Raw genomic sequence first — 26,387 nt, 5'->3', positions numbered from 1 at the left:
ACCCGATGGTCGAAGAATCGTTGACCGCCGCCGACATCGGCGGTGCGCTCGGGGAGCGGGCCACGCTCGTGCAATTCTCCTCGGCCTTCTGTCAGCCCTGCCGCGCCACCCGGCGGGTCCTCACCGAGGTCGCCGCGATGGTCGAAGGGATCGGCCATGTCGAGATCGACGCCGAGTCCCACCTCGGCCTGGTGCGCAGACTTGAGGTCGAGCGGACGCCGACTGTGCTGGTCCTCGATGCCCAAGGGCGGATCACCACCCGTGCCAGCGGCCAGCCACGCAAGGCCGACGTGATCGCGGCACTCGGCCGTGCCGTGACACCGTCTTGAAATGTGGATATTCTGTCTTGTCAAGTGGCTGCCTGGTGCCGTCGTGGCCTGCTACGACGCGATGTGAAGCAGCGCACTCGTGACATCAGCGCAGCAAACCCTTAACATCATCACCGTGACTTTCCTGACAGAGGCGTTGCTGACCAAGCGACGCGCCGTGGATTTCTGCCACGTCGCCACCGCGCTCTGTCACGCTTCTCAGTAGAGCGGAGCGTCAGGGGGCCGCGTCGCCCCGTGTAGCACAGTCACGCTCGTCGCCGCGCCGCTTGCAGTTTTTCCGACCGTCTCGCGCCGCTGGGAAGCCCACGATGCAGATCGCCCACCGAGGCCAGTGCCGGCAACGCTGCCAGCGTTCCCTCGCTGCCACTTCCCCCTCGGTCATCGGTGACCCGTCACAAGCCCCGCCGGTCCGGCATCACCCGTCCACTCCGGCGCCGCTCCCTGTAGCGGCAACGGTCACGCCAGCCATGCCCAGCGCCCCGCGTGCCCGGCCCGGCTGGTGCGGCCGGCCCCCGGAACGGCTCCGGCTTGCCCGCCGCGGTTCGGGGCGAGAGGTAACGCCGTCGCCGCGGCAGCGCTCGCAACCGGGTTCCGCGCCGGTTTCGGACGTGGCCCGTGCCGCGATCGGCAAGGAGACCTTTCGGCGCCCCGACCCGGCTCGCCGGGCCGCTGGGCGGCGGGGACACCCGTAGCACCTACAACACGACCACACATCAAGGAGGACCCTTATGAGCCGCTCCGACGTCCTGGTGGACGCCGACTGGGTGGAGGCTCACCTGGACGATCCCAACGTCGTCCTCGTCGAGGTCGATGAGGACACGGCCGCCTACGACCGGGGCCACATCCGCAACGCGGTCAAGATCGACTGGAAACACGACTTGCAGGACCCGGTCCGGCGTGACTTCGTCGACAAGACCGGCTTCGAGAAGCTGCTGTCTGAGCGTGGCATCTCCAACGACGACACCGTGGTGCTCTACGGCGGCAACAACAACTGGTTCGCCGCCTACGCCTACTGGTATTTCAAGCTTTACGGCCACGACCAGGTCAAGCTGCTCGACGGCGGTCGCAAGAAGTGGGAGCTGGACTCCCGCGAGTTGGTCGAGGAGGTGCCCCAGCGCCCCAAGACCGACTACACCGCCTCCGAGCAGGACCACACCATCCGTGCCTTCCGCGACGAGGTCGTCGACGCCATCGGCAAGAAGGACTTGGTCGACGTGCGTTCGCCTGACGAGTTCGTGGGTAAGCTGCTCGCCCCCGCCCACCTGCCGCAGGAGACCGCCCAGCGCCCCGGTCACGTTCCCACCGCGTGCAACATCCCCTGGTCCAAGGCGGCCAACGAGGACGGCACGTTCAAGTCCGACGAGGAGCTGCGCGAGCTCTACACCGAGGCCGGTGTCGACCTGAACAAGGACATCATCGCCTACTGCCGCATCGGCGAGCGTTCCTCCCACACGTGGTTCGCTCTGCACGAGCTGCTGGGGCTGGACAACGTCAAGAACTACGACGGTTCGTGGACCGAATACGGCTCGCTCGTGGGCGTGCCGGTTGAGCTTGGGGAGGCCAAGTGAGTCAGGGAAGCAACGACGGCTGCGGAGCCCCGGTGGGCGGTGTCGCTCTCGCCGACGAGAAGGCCGGTGACCAGGCGGTCATCCAGGGTGTGGTGACCCGCGACGGTCAACCGCTCAGCGGCGCCTACGCTCGGCTGCTCAGCGCCTCCGACGAGTTCGTCGGGGAGGTCGCCACGGGCGACGAGGGAACCTTCCGCTTCTTCGCCGCAGACGGCGACTGGAAGGTGCGCGTCCTCGCCTCCCAAGGGTTCCGTGAGGAGTACACCGTGACTGCCGAAACCGGCAAGATCGTCGAACTCAAGGTCGCCGCCTAGCGACCGGCCCGCTTCGGGACGACACTGGCACCGGTGGCCGCGGGAGCCCGCTCCCGCGGCCACCGCCTGTTGTGTGGGGACCGCCCTTAGTGGGGCCACTTTCCCTGGCCGGCTTCGGCCACCCCCGCGCCCGCGACGAGCGGTCGCGCGGGCACCGACATTGGGCACGGACGCCACACGACAGGCCGATTGCGGCCGTTCTCACGAGCCGCGACCTGTCGACCATTTTCCGGCAGGCCGTGACAACTCAGCTACCTCCTGGCAACATGCCCACGTATCGTGCGGGTTCTTGGCCCGGCTCCCCTCGACCGCCGGGCAGGAGGTGCTTCACGGTGGCGCAGGCGCCAGAGGAGGCAGGCAAGCAGTCGCGAACGACCTATCTCGGGTGGCGACACGAACTCGTGGTTGCCGACCCCGGCCCGGCCCCCCGCCGGCCCACCCCCGAGGAACGGACCGATCTGGAACCCGACTGGCTGGACGCCCAGCGCCGTGCCGAGGCCGAGAGCAATCGGCCGCTGCTGTTCGTGCTGACCGTCCTGATCCTGGTCCTCAGCGGTTTCGCCATCATGCACGTGCTCACCGCCCTGCCGTGGGTCTTCTCCGTCGTGGGCTACCTCGGCTGTATCGTCGTGGCCGTTCCGGTCCTCATCTCGCTGTCGCAAGACCGGCGTACGCTGCGCACCCGGCTGGCGCAGCAACGCGAACGCCTTGAACGCGAACAGCGCGAAAAGGAAGAGGGGCTGCGGCAGCGCCAGGAAGAGCACGCCAAACTGCACACCGAGTGGCAGGCCCGAAAACGGGCATTCGAGGCCCAGCCCCGCTGGTACGGCGTGACGGTGCCCGCCTCGGCCGAAGCCGTCGTCGTCACCGGAGGCACTGAAGCCAGTTGGTCGGCGCTGCTGGCCACGGTCGGCGCCGCGCGGCTGCGCGACGGCGGCGACCTCACCGTCGTGGACCTCTCCGGTCGGGCCGCGGCCGGCGACCTGGCGGCGCTGGCTCGGCGCTGCGGGGTCGACCCCCGCGTATGGGTCCTGCCGGCCGACCTGCCGCGCGTCAACCTGGGGATGGGGTTGGCCCCCCACGAGCGTGCCGGAGTACTGGCCGCTGTGGTCTTCGCCCTCGACCCCGAAGCCGATCTCGACACCGATGAAGTCATCCTCACCGAGGCGCTGGAGATTCTGGACACCGACTGCTCTATGGCGGTGCTCACCACCGCGCTGCGCGCCCTGGCCACCGGCGAGCCTCCCGACGCCGGCACCGACCCGGTGCTGGGCGAGCTCACCGACGAGCAGAGCAGTCAGCTCGTGGAGCGTTGCACGGCAGCTCCCGAGTGGCGCGAGCGCGCCTGGAACATCCAGGAACACCTGAGTCCCTTCGAGGGGTTGGGCGCCCGCGCTGAGGACGAGCCCTACGCCCAGATCAAGATCATCGCCGCCGACCGGGGCTCGGGAGAGTACGCGCACCGCGCCTACGGCGTCTACGCCTTGGAGGCACTGGGGACCCTCCTCGACCGCCGCGCCCAACGCGGCGGGGCGCGCCCCTGGGAGCACACGATCGTCGTCTGTGGCGCCGACGCGCTGCCCGACATCGACGTCCGGCTGCTGGTGCAGTCGGCGACGCGGGCCGGCGCCGGCGTGGTGCTCACCTTCCGCGAGACCAACGACGACATCGCCAGTTGGCTCGGCGCCGACAACTGCGTGCCGGTGGTGATGCGCCAGCCCGACCTCGCCTCGGCGGAGCGGGCAATGGAGCTGTTGCGTGAGGCAGGACCCCTGCGGCTGCATCGGCTCACCGAGGTCATCGGGGAGGCGCTGACCGACTCGCTGTCCGACGGCTACACCACCGATCCCGCCGAGAGCGTCACCACGGGCTTGCCCGCCCGCCCCGGAAAGCGTGCCATCGCACCGCTCGACCTGGTGCGCCACATCAAGGCCGCGACCGTGTGGGGACGCGCCACCGCACAGGCCGCCGACATCGACGACCCCGCCGAGACTGAGGGTGCGCACGTCCGTGATCTGCGGATCGATCTCACCAGCCTGCGCGACCTGCCCACCACGGCCGCGATTGTGGGAAGCGGGGCCGAGGCCGTCCTCGCCGACGTCAACCCCGGCATCCTGACCTTGAGCACGGCCACCCTCGCCACCGTCGACGATCAGAATCCGCAGCGGCTGGCCGAGCAGGCCCCCGCCGATGCCGCCGATCTCCCGCCCAATCTGGGGCCGCCTCCCGAACAGTGGGACTGGCGTTCCTCGCGGCAACGGGCGTGACACCCGTCATTGGCCGGCGTTGCCCGTCCCCGCTACGCATGGCTGCGAAACACACTGCGACATGGCAGGATGCTGCGGATACAGCGCGCTACAGGGCCGCGGCGCCATCCGATCGCCCCGTGCTCTGAGCCCGCCCGCGTGGCTGAGCGTGTCGAAGCCCCGTGACGAGCAATAGGCTTGGACGCACGCGGCTACGGCTGGGCAGTCAGCCGCAGCGGTCGGATGGACGAGGTCACAGCTCCTTTCCCGGAGGCCCGGACCCCCGTTCCGGGCGCCGTTTCGATTTCCAGCGAAGTGGGGACCATGAGCGAACTTCCCTTGCGTGCCCAGTTTGCCGCCGCACTGGGCAAAGGCGCGGCGACACTGTCCCGCGCGACCGGCCGCGGCGACGGCTCGGTCATCGGCGGTCGGATCGCGCTCAAGGTCGAGCCGGACCTGCTGACCCAGTTGGCGCGTGACAAGCGCCTCACCTTGGTCAGCGCAACCAACGGCAAGACCACCACGACCCGGCTGATCGCGTCGGCTCTGCGCGAGCTCGGTGACGTCGCCACCAACGAGCACGGCGCGAACATGCCCACTGGGCATATCACAGCCCTGTCCAACAGCCCCGAGGCGCGGTTCGGCGTCTTGGAGGTCGACGAGAAGTACCTGCCGCTCGTGTTGCAGCAGAGCCAAGCCGAGTTCGTGGTCCTGCTGAACCTCAGCCGCGACCAGATGGACCGCGCCTCCGAAATCAACCTGCTCGCCAAGAAATGGCGCGAGGCACTGGCCAAGACGGACACGCGCGTCATCGCCAACGCCGACGACCCGCTGGTGGCCTGGGCGGGACTGGGGGCCCACCACGCCACATGGGTCTCGGCGGGACAGCGGTGGAAGGAGGACTCCTGGTGCTGTCCCGAATGCGGCGGCCACCTCAAGCGCGAACCCGAACCGCACTGGGAGTGCCCCGAGTGCGGCCTGCGTCGCCCCGAAGCCACGTGGGAGGTCGACAACAGCGTCGATGTGGTCACCGCCCCCGATGGCCAGCGGCTCCACCTGCAATTGAACCTGCCCGGTGACGCCAACCGCGCCAACGCGGCGATCGCGATGGCCACCGCCGCGGCCTATGGCATCCGTCCGGATCAGGCGCTGCCGCGGCTGCGCCAGATCCAGTCGGTGGCCGGCCGCTACACCTCCATCGTCACCAACGGGGTCGAGGTACGGCTGCTGCTGGCCAAGAACCCCGCCGGCTGGCTGGAGTCGTTCGCTGTGCTCGACCCGCCGCGGGTTCCGGTCATTCTCTCGGTCAACGCCCAGATTCCCGACGGCAAGGACACCTCCTGGTTGTGGGACGTCGACTACACGGTGCTGCGCGACCGCCGCGTGTTCATCATGGGCGAGCGCCGCACCGACTTGGCGCTGCGCCTGGAGACCGACGAAGTCGCCTTCGAGGTGGCCACGCGCGTCGACGAGGTCGTCGCGCGGCTCAAGGCCGAACAGCCCGACATCACCAAGGTCGACGTGATCGCCAACTACACCGCTTTCCAGCAGATCCGTACGGCCTACGGCCGCGTCCAGTAGGAGGGGCACTCATGAGCGACACCAGCAGCACGCTGCGGATCGTGTGGATCTACCCCGACCTCCTCAGCACCTATGGCGACCAAGGCAACGCTTTGATCCTCAGCCGGCGCGCCCGGCTGCGGGGGATCGACACCGAGATCAGCCACGTCCACTCCAGCGATCCGGTGCCGGTCGAAGGCGACGTCTACCTTCTCGGCGGGGGAGAGGACCGTCCTCAGATCCTCGCGGCCGAGCGGCTACGCTCCGACGGCGGTCTCAAGCGCGCGGTCGAGCGGGGGGCGACGGTCCTCGCCGTGTGCGCCGGCTACCAGATCATCGGCGAGTCCTACGGCGACGACGATGACAACCCGCTGCCGGGCGTGGGCATCCTCGACATCCACAGCGGGCGTGGCGAGACCCGAGCCGTCGGCGAGATCGTCGCCGACATCGTTCCCGAACTGGGCGGCGGCCGGATCACCGGGTTCGAAAACCACCAAGGCCGCACCACCATCGGCCCGAGCGCCCGGCCGCTGTCGCGCACGGTCATCGGTATCGGCAACGACAACCAGACCGAGGGCGCCTACCAGGGGCACGTGCTGGGCACCTACCTGCACGGTCCGGCGCTCCCGCGCAACCCGGGCCTCGCCGATCTGGTGCTGCGGCTGTGCGTGGGCGAGATCGCTCCCCTACAGCCCTCGTGGGGGGAGAAGCTCCACGAGGAGCGGCTGGCCGCCGTGATGTAGTCCGCCCCGCTCGGCACGCCCGCGGTGCCTGGCGCGGCCACCGTGGCCTGTCCCGGTGGTTCGCCAGCGCCGCCCGTGTCGCTCCCGCCCGCTTCCGGGGACGCCTCACAGTTGTGGAGCGGTCCTGGATCGGGCGGGTCGGCTCAGCGGGGCGCCGCTGTGTTTGTCGGCGAGCGGGCTGGGGAGGGTGACGTCGGTCGCTCGTGCCTCGATCGCTTCGCGATCTCGGCAGCCTAAAAGGGGCGCGGTGGCTGGGGTGTGGCCGCAAACGACCCAGGCGGCCCCCGGGGTGAGTAAACACCGCTACAGCCCGGGATACGACCATGGGTCCCTTCCCCGGACGCAACACCAGGTTGCGGCGAGCATTTTAGGCATGCTGCCCAGGGGTGGAGGGGTGGCTTCCCGGGGGGTGGGTGTCAGGTTGCGGCGAGCACTCCATGGGGCAGCCCGCCTCCGGGGCTGCCGAGATCGCGCAGCGATCGAGGCGCGAGTGATGGGAAACAATCACGCGCCCTCCTCAGCCCCGACCCACACGGCGTCCCAGGCCCGCCTGGGCGGAAAGACGGTCCCCGGGATGTCGCTGTGCTGCCCGCGCACGGGGACGGTCTCGGCGTGTACACGATCGTCCGGGGCCCGCCCGTGTGCTCTTTGCGCGGAGGCGGTGGTTGGCGGGGCGGGCCACTCCGCCTCGGGGAGTGCGCCGCTTCTGGGCGCTGGAGCGGTTTTCCCGTGGCGGCGCCCCGCTCGTGAAGGCCGCCGAGCGCGGCCTCAGGGGTGGCGTACGTTCCGGCCCAGCCGTTCGCGCGCCACAGCGGCCAGGCTCGCCGAAATGGCGCGCAGGGCCGGGTTGCGCAGGGTGCCCGTGCGCGCGGCCAGCGAGATGGAGCGGGTCACCGGGTCACCGGCCAGCCGGCGGACCACGATGTCGGTGTCACCGGGCTCCAACGCCATCTCCGGCACCAGCGCCACGCCCAGGCCCGCCCGCACCAAAGCGATGATCACGGTGTAGTCGTTGCTGGCGTAGTCCACCCGAGGCGCGAACTCCGCCGCTGCGCACGCCTGATCCAGCGCCGCCCGGCCGGAGGTGTCGCTGTAGGCGCTGATCCAGGGCTCCTCGGCCAGCGAGGCGAGTTCGATCGGCTCTTCGCCCACCCGGTGATCTGGCGGGAGCGCCACCACCAGCGACTCGGCCACCAGACGGGTGAGCGTGATCCCGGAGGTGTCAAAGGGCGGCAGCATGTCGTACTCGTAGACCAGGGCCAGGTCGGTGTCGTGGCCCCGCAGCGCCACCATGCTCTCGGGAGCTTCGCGCTCGTCCATCACGATCCGCAGATCAGGGTGGCGGTGCCGGCACCGCGCCACGGCCTCAGGCACCACCGATCGCGCCACCGTGGGAAAGGCCGACAGCCGCACTGGTCCCGTCACCGAGCCCACGAGCTCGGCCAATTCGGATTCAGCCTCCTCCAAGCCGGTGAGCAGCCGCTCGGTGTGGGACACCAGCAGCCTGCCCGCATCGGTGATGCGCAGTCGCCGCCCCTCGCGCACGAACAGCGTCACCCTGGCCTCCCGCTGGAGCTGAGCGAGCTGCTGCGACACTCCCGACGGGCTCATGGCGAACTTCTCGGCCACTGCCGTGACCGTCTCCCGGTTGGACAACTCGTAGAGCAACCGGAGCCGACGCATATCAAACATGCAGTTCAGCTTAATGACATCTGAAAAAAACGTTGCTGGACTGTATTCAGTTGCTCCCGCCACCATGGGGGCATGACGGCGACCGTGGACCTCGCAGCGCGGGAGGCAGCTCCCCGCGCCCCCTCAGAACTGGAGCTGCGTCTCTTGGCCACCAGGGCCGAGATGGAGCGCCGCGATCTCGCGGCGCTCCTGCTCGTCTCGCCCGAGAACCTCTACTATCTGCTAGGTCTGGACTACCAGGGCTACTTCGCCTTCTCGCTGCTGCTCCTGCCGCGCGAGGGACAGCCGGTGCTGGTCACCCGCGCCATGGAGGCCCCCACCATCCGCGCCCGTGTTCCGGGCTGTCGCCATCTGCCCTTCCACGACGGCCAAGATCCCGTCACGATCGTCGCCGAGGCGATCCGCTCCACGGCGCTGTCCGGAACGGCCGTGGGAGTCGAGGACACCGCGATGTTCTTCCCCCCGGCGATCTGGGCGCGGCTGCGCGCCGAACTGCCCGGCCTGGAGTGGGTGAGCGCCGGCGACATCCCGCAGCGACTGCGCGAGATCAAGTCCGCGGCCGAACTCACCCACGTGCGCCGGGCCGCCGCGCTGTCCACCAGTGCCATGAACGCCGGCATCGCCACGATCGCTCCCGGCGCCCCCCAGCCGCGGGTCGCCGCTGCCGTGTACCACGCCATGATCTCCCAAGGCAGCCAGCAGCCCGGCTTCGCGCCCCTCATCCGCCCCACCGCGATCCTGCAACAGGAGCACGTCACCTGGGATGACGAGGTCGTCTCCGCCGGCGATGGCCTGTTTTTGGAGCTGTCGGCCGCCGTGCGCCGCTACCACGCGCCGTTAAGTCGCACGCTCTACGTCGAGCGCGCCCCCGCAGAGGCCACCATCGCCCACGACGCCGCCCTGGCCGGTCTTAGGGCCATCACCGCCGCGCTTCGCCCCGGCGTGGCTCTCAGCGCCGTCTATGCGGCCTGGGCTGAGGCTGTCAACCAGGTCCACCCCCAGATCGGTGCGCTGCCGCGTCACCACTGCGGCTATCTCGTGGGCATCGGGTTCCCGCCGAGCTGGGTCGGCGGCGGCGAGGTCCTGGGCATCAGGCCCGACACCGACCGTGTCGTGCGCACCGGTATGACCTTCCACGCCATGTCCTGGGTGCAAGAACCCACCGGCTACGTCATGTCCGACACGGTCGCGGTCACCGAAAACGGCTGCGAACTGCTCACCGACGTCTCGCGCGAGTTCACCGTCGTCGGCGACACTCAGGCAAAGGAGGCGACAGCGTGAAGATCACCGGTATCCGGGCAACGCCGGTCGCGGTCCCGTTCGGTACCGACGAGATCTGGGCGTTCGGCCGGCGCCGCGGCCAGGTCAGCGTCATCGTCGAAGTCGACACCGACGACGGGCTCACCGGCATCGGCGAGGCGGCGGCCTACCCCTCCACCGATGTGGTGCTGGCCGCGTTGGGGGCCATCGAACCCCTGGTCGTGGGGGAGAGTCCGCTTAACGTGGAGCGCGTCGCCAAACGTGTCGAGGTCGTGGGCACCTGGCACCACATGAAAAACACCAGCCCCGCCCTCGCCGCGGTGGACATGGCCTGCTGGGACATCATCGGCAAGGTCTGCGGCCAACCGCTGGTCACCCTGTTCGGCGGGCGCTTCCGCGACAGCGTCGACTTCTTCTACTACGTCTCGGGAGCCGACCTCGACGAGCTCACTGAGCGCGCCCGCCAAGGCGTCAAGGAAGGGTTCACCACGCTCTACCTCAAGGTCGGCTCGACCAGCGTGGCCGAGGACGTCGAGCGGGTCGCCGCGGTCCGCGCCGGAGCCGGCCCGGACGCCGGTATCCGCATCGACGCCAACGAGGCGTGGTCGCCGGCCACGGCCATCCGGGCCCTGCGCAGCATGGCCGACTACGGCCTGGAGTTCGCCGAGCAGCCCGTCTCGGGCCGCAACCTCAGCGAGATGGCCTACGTACGGGGGCGCGTCGACACCCCACTGTTGGCCAATGAAGCGTCGTGGACCCGGTTCGACCAGTTGGAGGTGATCCGCCACGGCGCGGCCGACGCGGTCTCAGTCGACAACCAGATGGACGGCGGGCTGCTCAACCTCAAGCGTTCGGCCGGCATCTGCGAGGCCGCCGGCCTGCCGGTCGTCAAGCACAGCCTCGGCGAACTCGGTGTGGCGCTAGCCGCGTCCCTGCACGTTATGGCCGCCACCCCCAACTTCGTGCACGCCAACCAGTGCTACGCCTCGCTGCTGGCCGACGACGTCATCACCGAGCCGCACCGCTACCGCAACGGGGGACTCACGGTGCCCGAAGCGCCCGGTCTTGGCGTCACCCTCGACACCGACAAAGTGGCCACCTACGCCGAGGCCTACGCACGCGACCCCCGCGGCTACGCCTTCCACGACCAGGACAAACTCAGCGCAGCCCCGGCGATCCCGCGCATCTAAGGCGGGGCGGCCACCCAGCCAACGAGCACACTCCGAAAACCGGTCCAGGCGCCCCACCTCACCGCCGCGCACGATCCGTCAGGGGAGCGAAGGCGCCACCAGACCCGGGCAGGGGCGGCCACGCGGACAGCTCGTGGCCGGTGACCCTCCCCTTCCCGGGGGCACAGCTCCCGCCGTGCGCGGGCGGCGGGAGCACCACACCTAAGCCGGCCGACGACGCAGATTGATCTGGGCGTTCGCCCCAGTATCGGGGGAGACGACCACCTCTTGGGCCGCCGCGATGCCGTCGACGACGAACTCGGCGTCCACCGGGACGTTGCGCTTGACCAGCCCCAAAGCGATCGGGCCGAGTTCGTGGTGGCGTGCCGACGACCCCACGAACCCCACCGAGCGCCCGTTCAGCTCGACGGCGGCGCCGCGTTCGGGCAACCGCTCGGCCATACCGTCAAGGTGGAGCAGCACTAGGCGGCGCGGTGGTCGGCCCAGGTTGTGCACCCGGGCGACCGTCTCCTGCCCGGGGTAGCACCCCTTCTCCAGGTGCACGGCCGTGCCGATCCAGCCCATCTCGTGGGCGATGGCGCGCTCGTCGGTGTCGAGGCCCAGCCGGGGCCGGTGCGCGGCGATCCGGTGCGCCTCGTAGGCCCACAGTCCGGCCGGACGCACCCCCGCCTCGGTGAGCCGCTGCGCGGTCTCCTCCAGCGCGACTGCGGGCAGCAGCAGGTCGGTCTCGCGGGCGGTGCGCCTCAGGACCACGTCGTCGAGGGCGTCGATCACCTCGCGCGCCCGCGTCTCGCGCTCGGGACCGGCGAGCGTGAGCACGGCACGTTCCTCGCTGATGTCGGCGACCTCGACGCGGAGCATGAACCGCATCGAGTCCAGGAACGCGGCGAGATCGGCGGCCGTGCCGGGCTCGACGTGGGCCCACACGGCCTCGTCGTCGGTGACGATCGACATGTGGTGGCGGATGTGGCCGTTGGTGTCCATCACCAGGGCCTCGGTGGCGGTCCCCGGCGCGGTTCCCTCCAGGTACTGGCTGGTCAGACTGTGCAGCCAGGACAGCCGGTCGGGCCCGGTGACGCGGACCACGCCGCGGTTGCCGCGGTCGACCCACCCGGCGTCGCGCTCCAGCGCACGTTGCTCGTGGACGGGCTCTCCGTAGTGGGCGGCGATGTCGGCGTCGGGCGGATCGGCGGCCACGGCACCGGGGTGCTTCAGCAGCGGCGAACTCATACCACCGAGCCTATGCGCATCGGCCGGCCGTTACCTCGTCCCGGGGCACCTCCGCTCCAATGCCCCCAAGCTAAGGCGCCTCAACCGTCCTCGCCGCGACAGTTCGCGCACCGCCCGTGCACCGTCAGGTGCTTGGCGTCGGCCTCGAACCCCACGGTGTCGCGCAGCGAGTCGACGAGGGGCGCCGCCACCTCCAGGCTGATGTCGGAGACGGTGCCGCAGCCGCGGCAGACCACGTGCAGGTGGTCCGCCTCCTCGGCGAGGTGGTAGGCGGTGCACCCCTGGCCCAGATGGGTGTGGCTGACCAGTCCAGCGCGTTCGAGGACGTCGAGCGTGCGGTAGACCGTCGAGAGGTTCACCCCGGAGGCCGTCTGCCGCACTCGGGCGCAGATGCTGTCGGGGGTGGCGTGTTCCAGTTCGCTGATCGCGTCCAACACGAGCTGGCGCTGCGGCGTCACCCGGTAGCCCAGCGAGCGCAGTTCTTCGCGCCACGTCCGCGATGTCTGCGACATGGCACCGAGTCTATGTTTATCGCGACAGTGGTGGGCCGGTGGTGGCCCACCGGAGTCCATGCTCACGCGCGACTCTCGGTCCGAGAGGGTCTCCGAAAAAACATTTGCCCCCTGCGCCGCGGCCGACGTAGCGTCATAAGCACGCGGGAAAGGAGGTGGTCCTAACAGTGAATGCTTATAGGACTCGCGAGGTGTCCGCCCGTTAGGGCAGCGGCATCGCCTGATTCGCCCTAGCGAATCCACAGTGGACACCCGGACCCCCGGGCGGCCGGCCCAGTCCAGCCGGCCCCGCCGCGCGCGGCGGAGTTAGGCCCGGGGGTCTGTCCTTGCCACCGGCGCCGACTCGTCCTCCCGCCCCGTCTGCCCTGCGGTTCCCGCCGGCCGTGGCGCCGGGCGGGCTATCCGGCGCGCTTGAGCTGAGCCGACATGTACGACTGGAGTTCGTGGCCGCGCGCCGCGAGGTCCCAGGCATAGCCCAGCGTCTCGCGGTTCTCGCCGAACAGGCCGTACAGTCGGTGTCCGGCGGTCGTCTGCATACCGGTCTCCGTGCGGGTCACAAGGTCGGTGTAGAGCTCGACCCGGTAGGCGAAGATGTTGCCGAGATAGACCTCGCTGAAGCCCTCCGGGTGCGACAACAGCACCTCCACGTGTACGGGCGGCGAGTCCGGGGTGGCCGCTACCTCTTGCTCCCCGTCCCCTTGCTGGGGCGGTCGAACCCGCCAATACCCCGATTCGGCAGTGACAAAATCCCCAAGTGACCCATCCTCTCGGATTCGCCACACACGGCTCCGGTAGGTCAGGTACGGTTCGCCATCGTGTGTAAATTCGACCTCCTGGCCAAACCGGAACTCCTCCATGTCGGGATAGCCGGCGACGCCCACTCCCTCCCAGCGGCCAAGCAGGAACGACAGTTTTTCCAAATCCGGGTGCACCTCAGGCTGCATAACCCCCGAGACTAGCTCCGTGAGCGCACCGCCCCGTACGTGGCGGGCCGCCGCCGATCCGGTATGTCAGGCTGTGTCCGGCCGTGACCATTCGCCGTCTGTGACCGCACCGCCGTTGTCAATCTGTTATTAGCGCGGCCGTTGGACGTGTCGGGTATCACGGGGCGCAACCATGGCAATCCGGCCATCCGCGGGCGGCGCGGCCAGCCGTGAGTACCGGCCACGGCCGTCGCGGCGCGATGCCAACGGACACTGGCCGCCGCAAACCACGAGCTAAGTCGGCAGATGATCAAGCAACGATCGATGACCTCCACGGATGAAGACAAGCGAAGAGAAGAGGCGGAGTAGATGCTGGAGTTCGGGATAGCCCTCCTGATCGGCGCGGCCGTCCTGGCGCCTCTGACGGTCATTCTGGTCCGCCGCTGGCTGTCCCAGCGCGCCTTCGCCGCGATACGCCCGACCGCCCTGACCCGCTTGGTCGGCCAGCAGGTGACCCTCACCGGCACGGCGGTGGCCGGCCCCGCCGGTGAGACCGAGTCGCGCCTGGCCCGCGTCGACTGCGTGTGGCAGGGCCACGATGTGCTTCGGCACTACTGGCAGTGGGCCGACCCTGACGGCAGCGGCGAACGGGTGCGGGTGCGCCGGTGCGACTCCATCGCCGAATACAGTTCCCCCGAACCGTTCGGCATCGTCGGAGCGGGCCGGGCCGGCCGGCGCGAGACCACCCCTGTCCTCGTCATGCCCCAAGACGCCGACCTCAACGGGGTTCACATGTGCCTCCAACGAGTCGTGGGCCGTCCACAGCAGGGTGTCCCCGCTCCCGCCGACGACCTGCTCGGCCGGGTCAAAGGCCGCATTTCGGGAGTGTTCCGGGGCGAGACCATCGAGTTCGAGTATCGCGAGTGGGTGCTGCGCAGCGGCGATCCGATCGTCGTCCACGGTCGGGTGGAGCTTCGTGACGGCCGTCCGGTGATCGTGGCCCCGCCGGAGGGCCGCGTGCGTATCGAACACGACGCCCCCCGCGATGTTGCCCCCGCCCCCGCCGCCGCCAACGCCCTCCTGGTCGGCGGTGGCGCCATCGCCTCGGTGGGCGCCGGCCTCATGCTGACCCTCATCGCCGGGTGAGGCCGCCGCCAAGAGGCACGGACGGGCGGGAGGGGCGTCCCACTGCACTACGCTGGCCGCTATGACCCGTTCGTTGGTGATCAAGGCCACCGCCGGTGACGATGCTCCGGAGCGGTGCAACCAAGCCTTCACCGTCGCCGCGGCAGCCGTAGCCGGCGGCGCGGATGTCTCCCTGTGGCTTACCGGCGAGGCCAGTTGGTTCGCTGTGCCGGGGCGAGCCGAGCAGTTCACCCTCCCGCACGCCGTTCCGATGCGCGAGCTGCTCGATGCTGTCCTCGCGGCGGGGCGCGTCACCGTATGCTCCCAATGCGCGGCCCGCCGCGAGCTGACTGAGGCGGATCTGATCGCCGGTGCCCGCATCGCCGGCGCCCCGACCTTCGTCGAGGAAATCACCGGCGAGGGCGTGCAGGCCCTCGTGTACTAGGTTCTGTTGTCCGGACGGCTGGGGTGCGGGACCGTAGGGATGTTCTCCGTCGGCCGGTGCCTCGATCGCTTCGCGATCTCGCCGGCCTGGGGCGACAGCGGAGGCGCTCACCCGCGTGCGCCCACCGCCGGTCCTCGCCGCCCGTCCAAAAACACCAACCTCGTCCGGCCACCGTGGCCTGGTGGGTCGGGCGGGCCGGTCAGCTCTCCAGCAGCACCGTGAACGGCCCCTCGTTGGTCAGCGACACCGACATCTCGGCCCCGAAAACCCCGGTCTCGACGTGGGCTCCCAAGCCGCGCAGCTCCTTGACCACGGTCTCAACCAGCGGCTCGGCCACCGGCCCCGGCGCAGCGGCCTGCCACGTCGGCCGGCGGCCCTTACGGGCGTCGCCGTAGAGTGTGAACTGGCTGATCACCAACAGCGGCGCGGCGATGTCGGAGCACGACTGCTCCTCTGGCAGCATCCGCAGCGTCCAGAGCTTACGCGCGATGCGCCGCGCCTGCTCCTCGGTGTCCTCGTGCGTCACGCCCACCAGAGCCAGGATTCCCGGGCCGTCGATAGCGCCGACGACGGTCCCGTCGACGGTCACGGCGGCGTGGCTGACGCGCTGGGCGACCACTCGCATAGCTGGTCTCTTCCTAACTCAGGTAACTGAGCGTCTTGAACTGCCTGGTGTTGGAGATGACACCGGACAGCGTCAGGGTGAAGGTCTTGATGGAATCGGCGAAGTCGTCGATGTGCCAGTCTCGCGGCCCCCGATACCACACCAGCTCGTCGCCCTCCGCAGGGGCCGAGCCGGCGCGGGCTAGCAGTTGCGCCCACCGGTCGACGTCGTCGAAGATGATCGCGTAGGGCAGGTAGCGCGAGAGCACCGCTACCCGCCGATCCGCCGGCACGTCCTCGCCGTTGGTGCGCAGCAGGTAGGTGCGAAACCCCAGGGTGTGGGCGAACACCGCGCTGCCCAGCTTGGTCTTGGCCGGCATGGACTGTGCGCCCACCGTCACCGCCGCGCCCGCGATGATGACCGCCAGCCCGGTGAACGCCGCGTAGGTGAAGATCGCGAGCAGAACGGTCGCGACCACGCCCACCCCAGTGAGCGCGATGCCCATACTGGTCCACCGGTTGCGCTCCAGGTTGGGGCGGCGCGCGAACCACTTGAGCCGGACCATGTCGCGGTAGAGCTCATCGCGCACCCCGGCCAGGCGCAGCGCGAACCCCTCCGACAACTGCGAGAGCCGCACCTCGTCACCGGCGTGGAACAGCGCATCCAACAGCAGTCGCTCGTAGCGCATCAGCGGGTCCTCAGGCGGCGAGGGCAGCCGGGTCAGCAGCCAGTCGAACGAGGAGCTCCGCTCGTGGGGCAGCTCCTCGATCGCGAGGTGGCCGCGCACGCCCAGGTCCACGACAGAGGCGGTGATGTCGACGACGTCGGCTTGTTCGTCGACGAGGGTTCCGATCTGGCCCGGGTGGACGTCGTCGGGTGGTCGGAAGCGCAGCCCGCCGTGTTCGGCGTTCGACAGCGGCGCCGTATCACCGGCCTTGGCCTCGGTGCGCAGCGCCCGCTCGTCACGCCCCCGCACCCTGATGAGCAGCACCAGCCCGCCCACCAGCACGAGCAGCAGCAGCCCGAACACGCTGCCCGTCAGGGGAGTGATCGCGAACGCCGAGGTCAGTGACCAGGTGCGGGCCAGTATGGGGGCGTCGGGGGCGGTACCGGGCGGGTAGCCCACGACGATGCTGAGCATGTGTCCCGGCGCCATGTCGGTCTGCATGAAGCGGGCGATGAGCGCTTGGTGGCTGCCCATGTCGGAGGAGGCACAGTAGATGGAACTCCGCGGATCTCCCGCCGCACATGACAGCGCCAGCGGCGGGGCGTCGGCAGTGACGGTGACGGTCGTCTCGCTTACCGCGGCGCTGTAGCCGCCGACCGCCACCCACTCCATCTCCACGCGGTCACCGATGCGGCTCGTACTGCCGCGGACCTCGTACTCCAGGATCACCTGCTCGGCTGAGTCGGTGAGCAGCTCCACATCGAGCGTCTGCTCGTGCTCGGTGGTCGTGGTCTCCACCGTCGCACCGTCCCCGGTGCTCGCCGCGATGTGGTTCATCTCCCAAAGCCGGTCATGACCGTCGTCGTAGGGCTCACGGGTGACGAAGGTGCGTGTGAACCGCTCCGGTGGGTCGGCGCCGAAGCTGATCGTCTCCCGAGCGCGCAGCACCCCCGATTTCTCAAGGACAAGCTCGATGGCGTTGTCGATGCCCGAGCCGTTACCGTGACCGCCGGGTTCGGCGTGGGCCGCGGGCGGGGCCGGGCTCTCCTCAAGGGGAGGGGCGGCGCTGCTCTGGGCTGCGGCGCCGGTGGCAAGCCCCGCTACCGACAGCAGTCCGAGCCCGGCCACAATCGTCGGGCGCATACGTCTAACCCAGCCCATGGCGAGAGAGCCTATCCGTTCCCCGGAAGGGCCTTTCGCGTTCCTCCGTCGCAGACGGCTGAGGGTCGGTGGTGTCAACGGTGTCGTCCGTACCGGTGATAATCGGGAAAATCATCCGTGGCCGTCCCCACAATGGCTCTTCTCACTGCGGGTGGGAGCATTCCCATCGGTGCCGCGGGGTGCGGTCTGCGGGCGAAAACCACACGAGGTACGAGAACGGTGGTGTTATGGAGGCGGGCAGCCGAGAAGACGCGCGTGACACCTACGCACTGCCTTCCTACGCGCGCAAACCACGCAGACGGTTGAGCATCGGCGTGGGGGCCGTCATCGCCTTCGGCCTGGGCGCGGTCGGGCTCGCCGGTTTCCTCACCGTCGCCGCCCTCATCGAGCCCTCCGGAGAGCACGGCCGGCCCGTCGCGTCGAGCGGCCTGCCTGGGGGGAACACGGCGCCGGTGGAGGAGACGGCAGAGGAGACCGACGGAGCCGAGGAGCCCACCGGGACCTCCGACACCGGCGACGTCCTCTCCGGCAACGCCCTCTACACCACCGGTGAACTGGTCGAGGTGGCCTGCCCGGCGCCCAGCGTCGACATCGAGGACGCGGCCTCGATGGAGCGGTTCCTCCACACGATGACCACCTGCATGGACCGGTCGTGGTCCCAACAGTTCGACGACGCCGATCTGGAGTTTCAGGCTCCCAACCGGATCTACTGGTACGCCTCCGGGCAGAGCCCGTGCGGCAAATACCCCTCCCAAGGCACCGCCGCCTTCTACTGCCAGGCCAACAGGGGGCTCTACCTGGGCGTCAAAAACATCGTGCACAAATCCGGCCACAACGGTAATCCTGAGGCCTATACCTTCCTCCTCAGCCACGAGTACGCTCATCACGTGCAAAGCGAGGCGGGCATCCTCGGCCACTACCACGCCGGACGCGGCGCCGAAAGCGTGGTGAGCTCCCGCGACGCCTGGACGCGCAAAAGCGAACTCCAGGCCAACTGTCTTGGCGCAGCGTTTCTCGGTTCGATTCGCGCGAGTTTTCCCATTGGATCGGACGAGGAGGCGAATATCCTCGAAGACGCGGAACGACGTGGCGACTTCACCGACGCCGACCGCACGCATGGATCGCCGCGCAACAGCCGCCTGTGGACCGCGCACGGGATGGATCGCCGGGACCCGGCCTCCTGCAACACCTGGCAGGCCCGCAGCGACTTGGTCCAGTAACGCCGATACGGCACGTGTCGAGTTGACGGGAGCACAGCGGGGATCGTGGAGCGTGACGACAGCCAACGTCCTGAAGGGCGGCCACCTCGCGTGCGCTCGACGCGGGGACGACGTCGCCGGGGCCGGCGGCACCGCCCGCTGCTCCATGTCCTCCTCGCGGTCGCCTTCGTGGCGGCGGCTGTATTCGCGTCGAGTATGGCCGTCCGCGACGAGCACGGTGTCTTCAACGTCGCCACGCAGACCGCAACAACCCCCGAGCCCAGTGTCGCCGAGGGCAACGGGCACGCTGGCGGGGTGCCCAGGGAGGCCCCCAGTGGCGACGAGGAGTCCAGCCTGCCCGACCGGCCCTCGGGGGAGCGGGCGCTGCGCGCCAACCCGCTCTACGCCACCGGCCGGCTGTCCCCCCTCCCCTGCCCGGCCCCCGAGGTGCAGGTGGACGACCCGGCCGCCATGGAACGTTTCCTGTACCTCATGACCGACTGCCTCGACCAGGTCTGGGAAACCCAGTTCGCTAAGGCGGGGCTCTCCTTCCAGCCGCCCGAACGAGTCTTTTGGACCCAGCCCGGCACCAGCCCCTGCCGGGACTACCCCTCCTCAGCCGGGGCCTTCTACTGCCAAGCCAGCCAAGGCCTCTACATCGGGGTCTCCGACGTGGTGAAGAAGTGGAACGGCGCCGAAAACAGCGTCGTCTACGCCTCACTCCTCGCCCACGAGTACGGCCACCACGTGCAGGCTCAGTCCGGGCTGCTGGAGTACTACCACGACCAGCGCAGCCAAGAGCCCACCGTCGTCGACCGCAACGCCTGGACCCGCCGCGGCGAGCTCCAAGCCAACTGCCTGGCCGGCGCGTTCCTGGGCTCCATCTCCGCTAGCTACCCCCTCGACGCGGCCGACCGCAGCGCCGTTCTCGACGATGCGGCTGCCACCGCCGACCGGGAGAACAGCCCTCCCAGCGAGCGCACGCACGGTTCAGCCGCCAACAGCGTCATGTGGACCGAGCACGGCATGCGCTACCAAAGTCCCGGGGCGTGCAACACCTGGAACGTCGAGGCCGACCTCGTGTCTTGACCGGTTAAACGGAGGTAGCGACGTTCCCCCGAGAGAGCCGTCCGTGACCGGGTGAAGGGCGGCCTGTCCCCCGCGGGTGCCCAGCATGGGCGACAGGTCGCACAGCCACCGGCCGAGACAGCCCTGCCTTCGTAAGGGCGGCGCCATGTCCGCCTCGTGTGCCCGCACCACTTCCGGGTACGGCTCGCCTCGCCGGTGATGGAGCGCCCGGTCCGATCCCTCGCCCCGCCGGTGGGCTTGCCTTGCTCTCACCCCCTGGGGCTTGCGGCGGGATATGGCTGTGGCCTGAGGGGAGCATACGGGGTTTCCCGTCGCTCGCGCCGCGATCGCGGCAGCCTGGGGTTGGGCTGTGGGCACGGTGGGGTGGGATGGGGACGCGGCTCAATGCCCTCTGGGACGACCTCGGCCACCACCCCCGGAAAAGAGTGCCGACCACCGCTGCATCCGCCCACAGCACCGTCGTGTGGCAGTCGTGCTGTGGGCGGTAGTGGTGTCTTGGGAGGTAGCACCGTCGTGTGGCAGCGGCGCTCCGCGTGACAGTGATATTGCGCGAAAGTGGTCTCCTGGCCGGCAGCGATATCGCGCACGGTAATGACGTTCCGTTACTCCTATGGCGGTCCGTGTCGTTTCTGCTTGCTCCCAGCGGTGCCCCGTAGGACTGCCGAGATCGCGAAGCGATCGAGGCACGAGCGAACAGCACCCTCTCCAGACCCGGGCAAACGCCAGCCTCCACTACGACCCGCCCGCCAAGACCACCGAGACCACGCAACGATCCAGACACGAGCCAACACCTCCACCGTTGCCCACCGGAAACCAGGTGGCCACCCATGGTTTTTCCGGCAATGGTGTGTAAAGATCCGCCATGTGTCCCCCTCTGGCCTCCAACGCACGTCACGACAGCCCGGTGCGCCCCCGTCGGGCTGTACGAAACGTGCTGCTCCCGCCGCCGCGTCGGGCCCGCCCCGGCCGATGCGGGCCGCTACCGCCCCCACCCCAAGAACGGAGCTGTAGCCATGGCCGACGAACGCGCGATCGAACTGAGGATTCACGGTGTCAGCGGCGCCACAGCCGAGGAACTGCTCGCGGTGTCGCCCGCCGTGCGACGCGCCGGTGACCAGCTTGCCGGCTTCTTTCGCCCCCGAACCGAGAGCGACACTCACACCGTGCCCGGCGTGGACCAGGAGGCGTTCGCGTGGGGCAACCTCACCTCGGGCAGCGCCTCCCGGGCGCTGTGGCTGTTGCTGTTACCGTTCATGCTGGTCAACATGGCCTACTGGATGCGGCCACGGCGGTCCGACCAGCACGACCCGCCCGCCCACCGCGCCGCTGACGCCTGCTATGACGGGCTGGTCCGCCTCCTCGGGCTCTCGCTGACCGCGTTGCTGACCCTGGCAGCGGCCGGGGTGGGCATGGACCTTATGGCATGGCAGTGCGCCGGCTACGGTCAAGAGTGCGCCCAGTTGCGTCCCTGGCTGGGGTTCCTCTCCGCCCCAGGCGCGCCCCTGGCCGAGCCCGGCCGGGCGCTGGCCGCGGGAGCCTTACTTCCGTTACTGGTCATCGCCGTACTCTGGTCACTGTCGCGACGCACCGGCGCCGCCTACGCCGTCTCCCTGCCCCCACCCGCCGAGGAGGGGCCCACCGCCCCCTTGAGCAGCCCCGAGTTCTGGCGCAACGGCGAGACCGTGGGCCGGCTGCGCTCCGCCCACATCGCCATCGCCGCCACCACCGTCGCGGGCCTCCTGATCGCCGCGCCCCTCCTGCACGACCAGACGGCCGGCACGGTCACAGAGCTGACGACCGCCGGCAGCGCGCTCGCCGCCGCGCTCGCCCTCGTCGGCCTCGGCAGCGCCGCCGGGGTTCTCATCCCCGGCACCGGGGGGACGTGGAACCAACGCGCCACCCTCTGGTGCGCCCTCGCTCGCGACGGCGCCCTGCTCCTGCTCCTGCTCGCCGCCGGCTATGCGCTATGGCCGCGCCCGGAATGGCAAGCCTCTGGGGCGCTGCCTTTCTACACCGACGCCCTCAACATCCTCTTCGTCACTCAGTGCGTGCTGAGTGTGCTGCTGCTGGTGACGGCCTTGGTCCAGTACCGCAGTGCTCCCCCGCACGCCACCACGGCCATGCGGGGGATGTCCGGCCCGGCCACGGTGGTGTTCGGCGTCTTACTGGGCGGGGTCTTCTCCGCGGCGCTGGTCTACCAGACCGCGGGCTGGCTCGGCGGCTGCTACTACCCGGGAGCCAGCGAAGCCGGGTGTATCACGCTGCGCCCACCCAGCTCCTACGCCTGGCTGCAACTCACCTTCACACTGGAAGCCGCCCTCGCCCTCCTCTGCGGACTGTGGCTGGCAGTACTGGCCCTGTGGCGTCGCCGTAGGGCCGCCCAGGCGATCGGCCGGCGCTACGGGCGCTCCCGCACGGCTTCCCGGACCCGCGAGATCGCTTGGGCCAGGGCCCTGGCGTCGCTGCCGGAGGTCGTCCCGGCCTGTCTGACGGCGCTGCTGCTGCCTCCCGTGACACTCGTCGGCCTCGTCGGCTATGCGGCCCTCACCGGCCGGCTGGCCGCGGGAGCGCCGCACCAGGCCGGATCACAGACCAGCCCAGCGGCGATCGCGACCAACGACGCCTGGCTACAGGACGGGGTTACCGCCCTGGTAGCGGTCGGTTCGTGGCTGGGCGGGCTCTTCTTGGTCGCACTGGTGTGGGTGGGACGCAGCGCCTACCGTGATCTTCCCACCCGCCAGGCGGTGGGGGTGCTGTGGGATATCGGGACGTTCTGGCCCCGCGCCGCGCACCCGCTGGCCCCGCCCTGCTACGCCGAACGGGCCGTTCCCCAGTTGGCGACGCGGGTAGCCGCCCTCACCGGGGCCGGCACGGGCGTCATCCTGTCAGGCCACTCGCAGGGCTCGGTGCTTGCTGCGGCCACGGTCTGGCAGTTGCCGTGGCGCTGCCGCGAGCGGGTGGTGCTCCTCACGCACGGTTCACCCCTGGATCGCCTCTACGCCCGCTACTTCCCGGCCTATTTCGGCCAGTCCGCCCTGACCGAGCTGCACCAGCGGGTTACCGGCTGGCGCAATCTCTGGCGCGTCACTGACCCCATCGGGGGGCCGATCCGGCTCGGCGACACAACCGTCAAGTTCGCCACGCCCCTGCCCGACCCGCGCCACTACGGCCACCTTTCGGGCGAGGCGCTCTACCCGCCAGTGCTGCGCCACTCCGACTACACCGCCGACCCCGCCTATGCCGACGCGCTGTCGTGGGCGGCCACGACCCTCACCACGACGCAGCCGCCTAGCAGCGTCGGGTAGGTGTGCACAAGCATGAAACAGCACCACCCCGCCCGCCGGCCGGGCCGTCTCCCGGCACAGCCCCCGGCTCGCGGGCGGGGCGGGAGGGCTCAGCGGCCGTAGGGGCCGTCACCGGAGATGCCACGCACCGCCGGACGCACATCCAACAAAAAGATCAACGCGGCGATCAGGGAGAGGATCACCAGGAAGCCGCCGAAGCCGAAGACCGCCCCCAGCGACAGCACCGCTCCGACGCTGAGCAGCCCAACCCACAGCCCCTTGGTCTGCTTGTCCATAGCGGGAAACGCCTGGGCGGGGGTACGGAGGGCGTCGACCAGGGCGTACAGGGTCGTCACGAAAATCGCCAGGTAGAGGACTTGCCAGAGCAGGCTGAAAAACGACATGGCCACCACGGCAGGCACCCATCCTTACGTCAGTAGACCGGGCGGGTCTTGAGTTCGCTGGCGGGGTTCTCTTTCCAGGTTAAACGTTGCTGCCGTCGCGATCGTGCCCGAGACCTCGCCGGCAGTCCGTCATGGCTGGCCAGCGGGCGGCAATGTTATATGGGCAGGTGCCACAGGGCCAGCGTGCCCGACAGGAGAGCGACAGCGGCGGTCAACACCGCCAAGGTGGCCCGCCACGAGAGCGCTGCGGCCGGGTTGAGCAGCCGCGACACGCGCGTGACGACCTCGGGCTGGTCAACGGGCGCAGCCGCGGCCAGCGCCCCGGCCGGCACGGTGGCGGTGCCGGCGGTGCCGAACCGCATCAGCGCCATGGCCAGCTCCTTGGGGGAACGTTCCCGGCGCGCATGGTCGTCGGCGCACATTTCGATGAGCAGTGCCACAGAGTCGTAGGCGGTCTCGATCGACCGGAGCCGCGGGAACGCACGTTTGAGGGAGGAGAAGGGCAGCAGCACCAGGTCGTGGCGCTGGCGCAGGTGGGCGTGTTCGTGGGCCAGCACCGCGGCCAGCTCGTAGCGGTCGAGGACCTCCAGAGCACCGGCGCTGACGACGACCTGCGAGCGCAACATCCCCGGCAGGCAGTAGGCCGCTGCGGCCGGGTGGTCGAGGACGCGAGCACCGGGGACCTCAGGGTCGTCGCGGGCCACCAAGCGCAGCAGGTCGTGGTGGCGCCGCCGGGTACGCAACACGTGGATGAAGGAGGTGACCAGCCCCCAGAACAGCAGTAGCGCCAAGCCGACCGCAGCGATCACGGCCACCACCCGAGTCGCACCGAAGGGGGTGGCCGACAGTGCCGACACCTGCAACCCGTGGTCCATGGTGTCCTGGGCGAACGCGAGCACCCCACCGTAGACCCCCGCCTCGTAGGGGGCGAGCCCGAAAGCCAGGAGGGAGCCGATAGTGGCGGCGCCACAGGCCAAGCCCAGCGCCTGCCAGACGACGACGGCGACGTGGGGGCCGCGCGTGGGCCACGTGGCCTTACGGAGCCGTGCCGCTGCGACGAGGCAGCCAACTGCGATGGTGGCGAGTAGGGCGGCACTGACCATGCGGTTACGTCCTCGGCGGCTGGTCGGTTTCCGCGAGCGCGCGACGAAGCGCTTCGGCCTCGGGCCCGCTCATCGAACGGACAAAGGCCGCCAGAGCGGCGTCCCGATCACCTGTCTGGCCCAGCGCCTCAAACATCAGCTCAGACACGTAGCTTTCCCGGCTGGCGGCCGGGGCGTAACGCCACGCGCGACCCTCGCGGGTGCGGATCACGACGCCTTTCTTGGCGAGCCGGTCGAGTACCGTCATGACGGTTGTATGCGCGAGATCGCGGTCGGCCAACGCGCGCCCCACCTCGCGGACCGTCAACGGCTCGATCCGCTCCCAGAGTACATCCATCACCGCGCGTTCAAGATCGCCCAGCCGGTTCATGCTGTTCAGTCTACTCCCCGTAGTACTACACCTTGTAGCTACCCGAGGGTTACACTCCTCTCTCCGCACACCCTGGCCGCCCCGTCCTGCGCCATACGACAAGAGCGGGGCAGCCCCCGATCGCCGCTCCCGCCCCGCTTGCCGCGTCTCACGCCTCCAGCGGCACCGTTGCTTCGGCGCAGGCGTCGGCGGCGACAAAGACCGGGATGCGCTCTATCGGAGTGGGGCCTGCACCCACGCGCCGTCGGCATGCCGAGCGCCGGTGCCCGCCTCCCCCCAGGTGCGGCCCGCCGGTAGGTAGACCGCACGGCTTCGGCAGCCGGCCGACAGGACGGGAGCGACCAGCACATCGGCTCCCAAGAGGAACTGATCCTCGACCTCCCAGGCGAGCGGATCGTGGGGGTGAGCCACGAACAGCGGACGCATCGGCGCCAGCCCGCTGCGGGACGCCTCGTCCATCACCCCGTCCAGATAGGGCTACAGCCGTTCCCGCAGCCGCAGCGCCGCCGTCAGCGACTCGTAGGCGCGTTGCCCGTAGGACCACACCTCGTTGGGGCCGCCGGTCTGCGAGGCGCCCAGCTTGATCCGAGGCTCTCGGAAACCGGGCAGCCGCAGCAGCGGGCAGAAAACTGCGTACTGGAACCACCGCGCCACAAGCTCGCGGTACTCCTCGCCGTCGGGGTCACCGCCGTGGAAGCCACCGATGTCGGTCGTCCACCACGGAATCCGCCGACATCGCCATGTTCAGGCCCGCCCTGACCTGCTGGGCGAGGCTGCGCCAGGTGACATCGACATCACCCGACCACACCGCCGCCCCATAGCGTTGCGAGCCCGCCCACGCCGAGCGGCACAACAGCACGACCTCCTCCTCGCCGGTATCGCGCATCCCCTCAACGGAGGTCCGCGCGTTCTCGCGAGGGGAGACATTGGCTACCTCCGAACCGGGGCCGGCGCGAAAGGCCAGCGTGCGGGTGTCGGCCGGGCGGATCTCCGGTTCACAACCGTCCAGCCGTCACAGCCACCACACTCGCGCCCCCGGTCTCAGACGAACGCGCGCGCCCGCGGGTCGGTGGGATCGTAGAAGGCCACCGGCATCGGGAAGTCCGCGCCCTTGTCGGTCCAGGTAGCGGTGAACGGCTGGCCGGCCGCGCGGCCCGGCGATGCCGGGACGAAGACGGGACATGTTCGCGGTTGTCATCAGTTACCTCCCGAAGCCTGCTGCTGCGCGTGGCGCATGGCGGTCTCCGGCGTCTCCTGGCCGGTGACGGTCTCCTGGGTGACCCCCGCAACATCCGTTATGCCGCCGTTATCCCCGTTCCCGGCGTCGGCGCTCCAGCGGCTCTCCTTTCCGCTGTGGACGGCCGCCACG

The 26,387-nt window shown here is 69.7% G+C and carries 26 protein-coding genes; 13 read left to right on the top strand and 13 right to left on the bottom strand.

Annotation, left to right across the window (positions count from 1 at the left end):
• Positions 1–5 precede the first annotated feature (5 nt).
• The 6 genes from ABD848_RS04070 (at position 6) to ABD848_RS04045 (ending at position 6,760) form a co-directional block, all read left to right on the top strand.
• The gene (locus tag ABD848_RS04070; protein ID WP_344967440.1) at positions 6–329 is read left to right on the top strand and encodes a TlpA family protein disulfide reductase; all 324 of its coding nucleotides are present in this window, start codon (positions 6–8) and stop codon (positions 327–329) included.
• Positions 330–1,057: 728 nt separating this feature from the next.
• A complete protein-coding gene (locus ABD848_RS04065; protein ID WP_344967438.1) occupies positions 1,058–1,897 on the top strand; it encodes a sulfurtransferase in 840 nt (279 codons plus the stop codon).
• Entirely contained in the window at positions 1,894–2,211 is a 318-nt protein-coding gene (locus ABD848_RS04060) for a DUF1416 domain-containing protein (RefSeq protein WP_344967436.1), read from the top strand. Before ABD848_RS04065 ends, ABD848_RS04060 begins: the two co-directional genes overlap by 4 nt.
• 332 nt (positions 2,212–2,543) lie before the next feature.
• Entirely contained in the window at positions 2,544–4,478 is a 1,935-nt protein-coding gene (locus ABD848_RS04055; protein WP_344967434.1) for a hypothetical protein, read from the top strand.
• Positions 4,479–4,781: 303 nt separating this feature from the next.
• Positions 4,782–6,038, top strand: coding sequence for a MurT ligase domain-containing protein (locus ABD848_RS04050; RefSeq protein WP_344967432.1), 1,257 nt, complete (start codon positions 4,782–4,784; stop codon positions 6,036–6,038).
• A gap of 11 nt (positions 6,039–6,049) precedes the next feature.
• Complete coding sequence (locus tag ABD848_RS04045) at positions 6,050–6,760, top strand: type 1 glutamine amidotransferase (RefSeq protein ID WP_344967430.1); 711 nt, start codon at positions 6,050–6,052, stop codon at positions 6,758–6,760.
• A gap of 768 nt (positions 6,761–7,528) precedes the next feature.
• Here ABD848_RS04045 and ABD848_RS04040 read toward each other — a convergent pair.
• Complete coding sequence (locus ABD848_RS04040; protein ID WP_344967428.1) at positions 7,529–8,452, bottom strand: LysR family transcriptional regulator; 924 nt, start codon at positions 8,450–8,452, stop codon at positions 7,529–7,531.
• Positions 8,453–8,524: 72 nt separating this feature from the next.
• Here ABD848_RS04040 and ABD848_RS04035 point away from each other — a divergent pair, with 72 nt between their 5' ends.
• Positions 8,525–9,733, top strand: a complete 1,209-nt coding sequence (locus ABD848_RS04035) for a M24 family metallopeptidase (protein WP_344967426.1) — start codon at positions 8,525–8,527, stop codon at positions 9,731–9,733.
• Positions 9,730–10,902: a mandelate racemase/muconate lactonizing enzyme family protein gene (locus ABD848_RS04030; RefSeq protein ID WP_344967424.1), complete on the top strand. Its 1,173-nt coding sequence runs from the start codon at positions 9,730–9,732 to the stop codon at positions 10,900–10,902. Before ABD848_RS04035 ends, ABD848_RS04030 begins: the two co-directional genes overlap by 4 nt.
• Positions 10,903–11,103: 201 nt before the next feature.
• Here ABD848_RS04030 and ygfZ read toward each other — a convergent pair whose 3' ends face one another.
• The 3 genes from ygfZ to ABD848_RS04015 form a co-directional block, all read right to left on the bottom strand.
• Positions 11,104–12,132, bottom strand: a complete 1,029-nt coding sequence (gene ygfZ, locus ABD848_RS04025; protein WP_344967422.1) for a CAF17-like 4Fe-4S cluster assembly/insertion protein YgfZ — start codon at positions 12,130–12,132, stop codon at positions 11,104–11,106.
• An 80-nt stretch (positions 12,133–12,212) separates the two neighbouring features.
• On the bottom strand, positions 12,213–12,644 hold the full coding sequence (locus ABD848_RS04020; RefSeq protein ID WP_344967420.1) for a Fur family transcriptional regulator: 432 nt from the start codon (positions 12,642–12,644) through the stop codon (positions 12,213–12,215).
• A 398-nt stretch (positions 12,645–13,042) separates the two neighbouring features.
• The gene (locus ABD848_RS04015) at positions 13,043–13,588 is read right to left on the bottom strand and encodes a heme-binding beta-barrel domain-containing protein (RefSeq protein WP_344967418.1); all 546 of its coding nucleotides are present in this window, start codon (positions 13,586–13,588) and stop codon (positions 13,043–13,045) included.
• A 348-nt stretch (positions 13,589–13,936) separates the two neighbouring features.
• On the opposite strand from ABD848_RS04015, the gene ABD848_RS04010 reads away from it, so the two are divergent.
• Positions 13,937–14,713: a GIDE domain-containing protein gene (locus tag ABD848_RS04010; protein WP_344967416.1), complete on the top strand. Its 777-nt coding sequence runs from the start codon at positions 13,937–13,939 to the stop codon at positions 14,711–14,713.
• 61 nt (positions 14,714–14,774) lie between these two features.
• A complete protein-coding gene (locus ABD848_RS04005) occupies positions 14,775–15,137 on the top strand; it encodes a DsrE family protein (protein ID WP_344967414.1) in 363 nt (120 codons plus the stop codon).
• Positions 15,138–15,336: 199 nt separating this feature from the next.
• Here ABD848_RS04005 and dtd read toward each other — a convergent pair whose 3' ends face one another.
• Positions 15,337–15,762, bottom strand: coding sequence for a D-aminoacyl-tRNA deacylase (gene dtd / locus ABD848_RS04000; RefSeq protein ID WP_344967412.1), 426 nt, complete (start codon positions 15,760–15,762; stop codon positions 15,337–15,339).
• A gap of 13 nt (positions 15,763–15,775) precedes the next feature.
• On the bottom strand, positions 15,776–17,551 hold the full coding sequence (locus tag ABD848_RS03995) for a DUF2207 domain-containing protein (protein WP_344967410.1): 1,776 nt from the start codon (positions 17,549–17,551) through the stop codon (positions 15,776–15,778).
• 245 nt (positions 17,552–17,796) lie between these two features.
• Here ABD848_RS03995 and ABD848_RS03990 point away from each other — a divergent pair, with 245 nt between their 5' ends.
• From ABD848_RS03990 to ABD848_RS03980, 3 genes are all read left to right on the top strand, one after another.
• Positions 17,797–18,789, top strand: coding sequence for a neutral zinc metallopeptidase (locus tag ABD848_RS03990; protein ID WP_344967408.1), 993 nt, complete (start codon positions 17,797–17,799; stop codon positions 18,787–18,789).
• Positions 18,790–18,834: 45 nt separating this feature from the next.
• A complete protein-coding gene (locus tag ABD848_RS03985) occupies positions 18,835–19,857 on the top strand; it encodes a neutral zinc metallopeptidase (RefSeq protein WP_344967406.1) in 1,023 nt (340 codons plus the stop codon).
• 1,013 nt (positions 19,858–20,870) lie between these two features.
• The gene (locus ABD848_RS03980) at positions 20,871–23,162 is read left to right on the top strand and encodes a hypothetical protein (protein ID WP_344967404.1); all 2,292 of its coding nucleotides are present in this window, start codon (positions 20,871–20,873) and stop codon (positions 23,160–23,162) included.
• Positions 23,163–23,251: 89 nt separating this feature from the next.
• On the opposite strand, the gene ABD848_RS03975 is transcribed toward ABD848_RS03980, so the two are convergent.
• The 7 genes from ABD848_RS03975 to ABD848_RS03945 all read right to left on the bottom strand — a co-directional run bounded on the left by ABD848_RS03975 (position 23,252) and on the right by ABD848_RS03945 (position 26,386).
• Positions 23,252–23,545 (bottom strand): DUF2516 family protein, encoded by a 294-nt coding sequence (locus tag ABD848_RS03975; protein ID WP_344967953.1) that lies wholly within the window; start codon positions 23,543–23,545, stop codon positions 23,252–23,254.
• Positions 23,546–23,700: 155 nt separating this feature from the next.
• Complete coding sequence (locus tag ABD848_RS03970) at positions 23,701–24,648, bottom strand: M56 family metallopeptidase (protein ID WP_344967402.1); 948 nt, start codon at positions 24,646–24,648, stop codon at positions 23,701–23,703.
• A 4-nt stretch (positions 24,649–24,652) separates the two neighbouring features.
• On the bottom strand, positions 24,653–25,018 hold the full coding sequence (locus tag ABD848_RS03965; RefSeq protein WP_344967400.1) for a BlaI/MecI/CopY family transcriptional regulator: 366 nt from the start codon (positions 25,016–25,018) through the stop codon (positions 24,653–24,655).
• Between the two features lie 213 nt (positions 25,019–25,231).
• On the bottom strand, positions 25,232–25,477 hold the full coding sequence (locus ABD848_RS03960) for a hypothetical protein (RefSeq protein WP_344967398.1): 246 nt from the start codon (positions 25,475–25,477) through the stop codon (positions 25,232–25,234).
• A gap of 18 nt (positions 25,478–25,495) precedes the next feature.
• Positions 25,496–25,723 carry a TIM-barrel domain-containing protein gene (locus tag ABD848_RS03955; RefSeq protein ID WP_344967951.1) on the bottom strand — a complete coding sequence of 76 codons (228 nt, stop codon included), beginning with the start codon at positions 25,721–25,723 and terminating at the stop codon, positions 25,496–25,498.
• Positions 25,701–25,982 (bottom strand): TIM-barrel domain-containing protein, encoded by a 282-nt coding sequence (locus tag ABD848_RS03950; RefSeq protein ID WP_425567442.1) that lies wholly within the window; start codon positions 25,980–25,982, stop codon positions 25,701–25,703. The genes ABD848_RS03955 and ABD848_RS03950 overlap by 23 nt, the downstream gene beginning before the upstream one ends.
• A gap of 233 nt (positions 25,983–26,215) precedes the next feature.
• Positions 26,216–26,386 (bottom strand): hypothetical protein, encoded by a 171-nt coding sequence (locus tag ABD848_RS03945; protein WP_344967394.1) that lies wholly within the window; start codon positions 26,384–26,386, stop codon positions 26,216–26,218.
• Between the last annotated feature and the right edge of the window lies 1 nt (position 26,387).

This window comes from Salinactinospora qingdaonensis (genome assembly GCF_039539445.1).
GTDB classification, from domain to species: domain Bacteria; phylum Actinomycetota; class Actinomycetes; order Streptosporangiales; family Streptosporangiaceae; genus Salinactinospora; species Salinactinospora qingdaonensis.
This window is presented reverse-complemented; position numbering and strand designations above follow the sequence as displayed.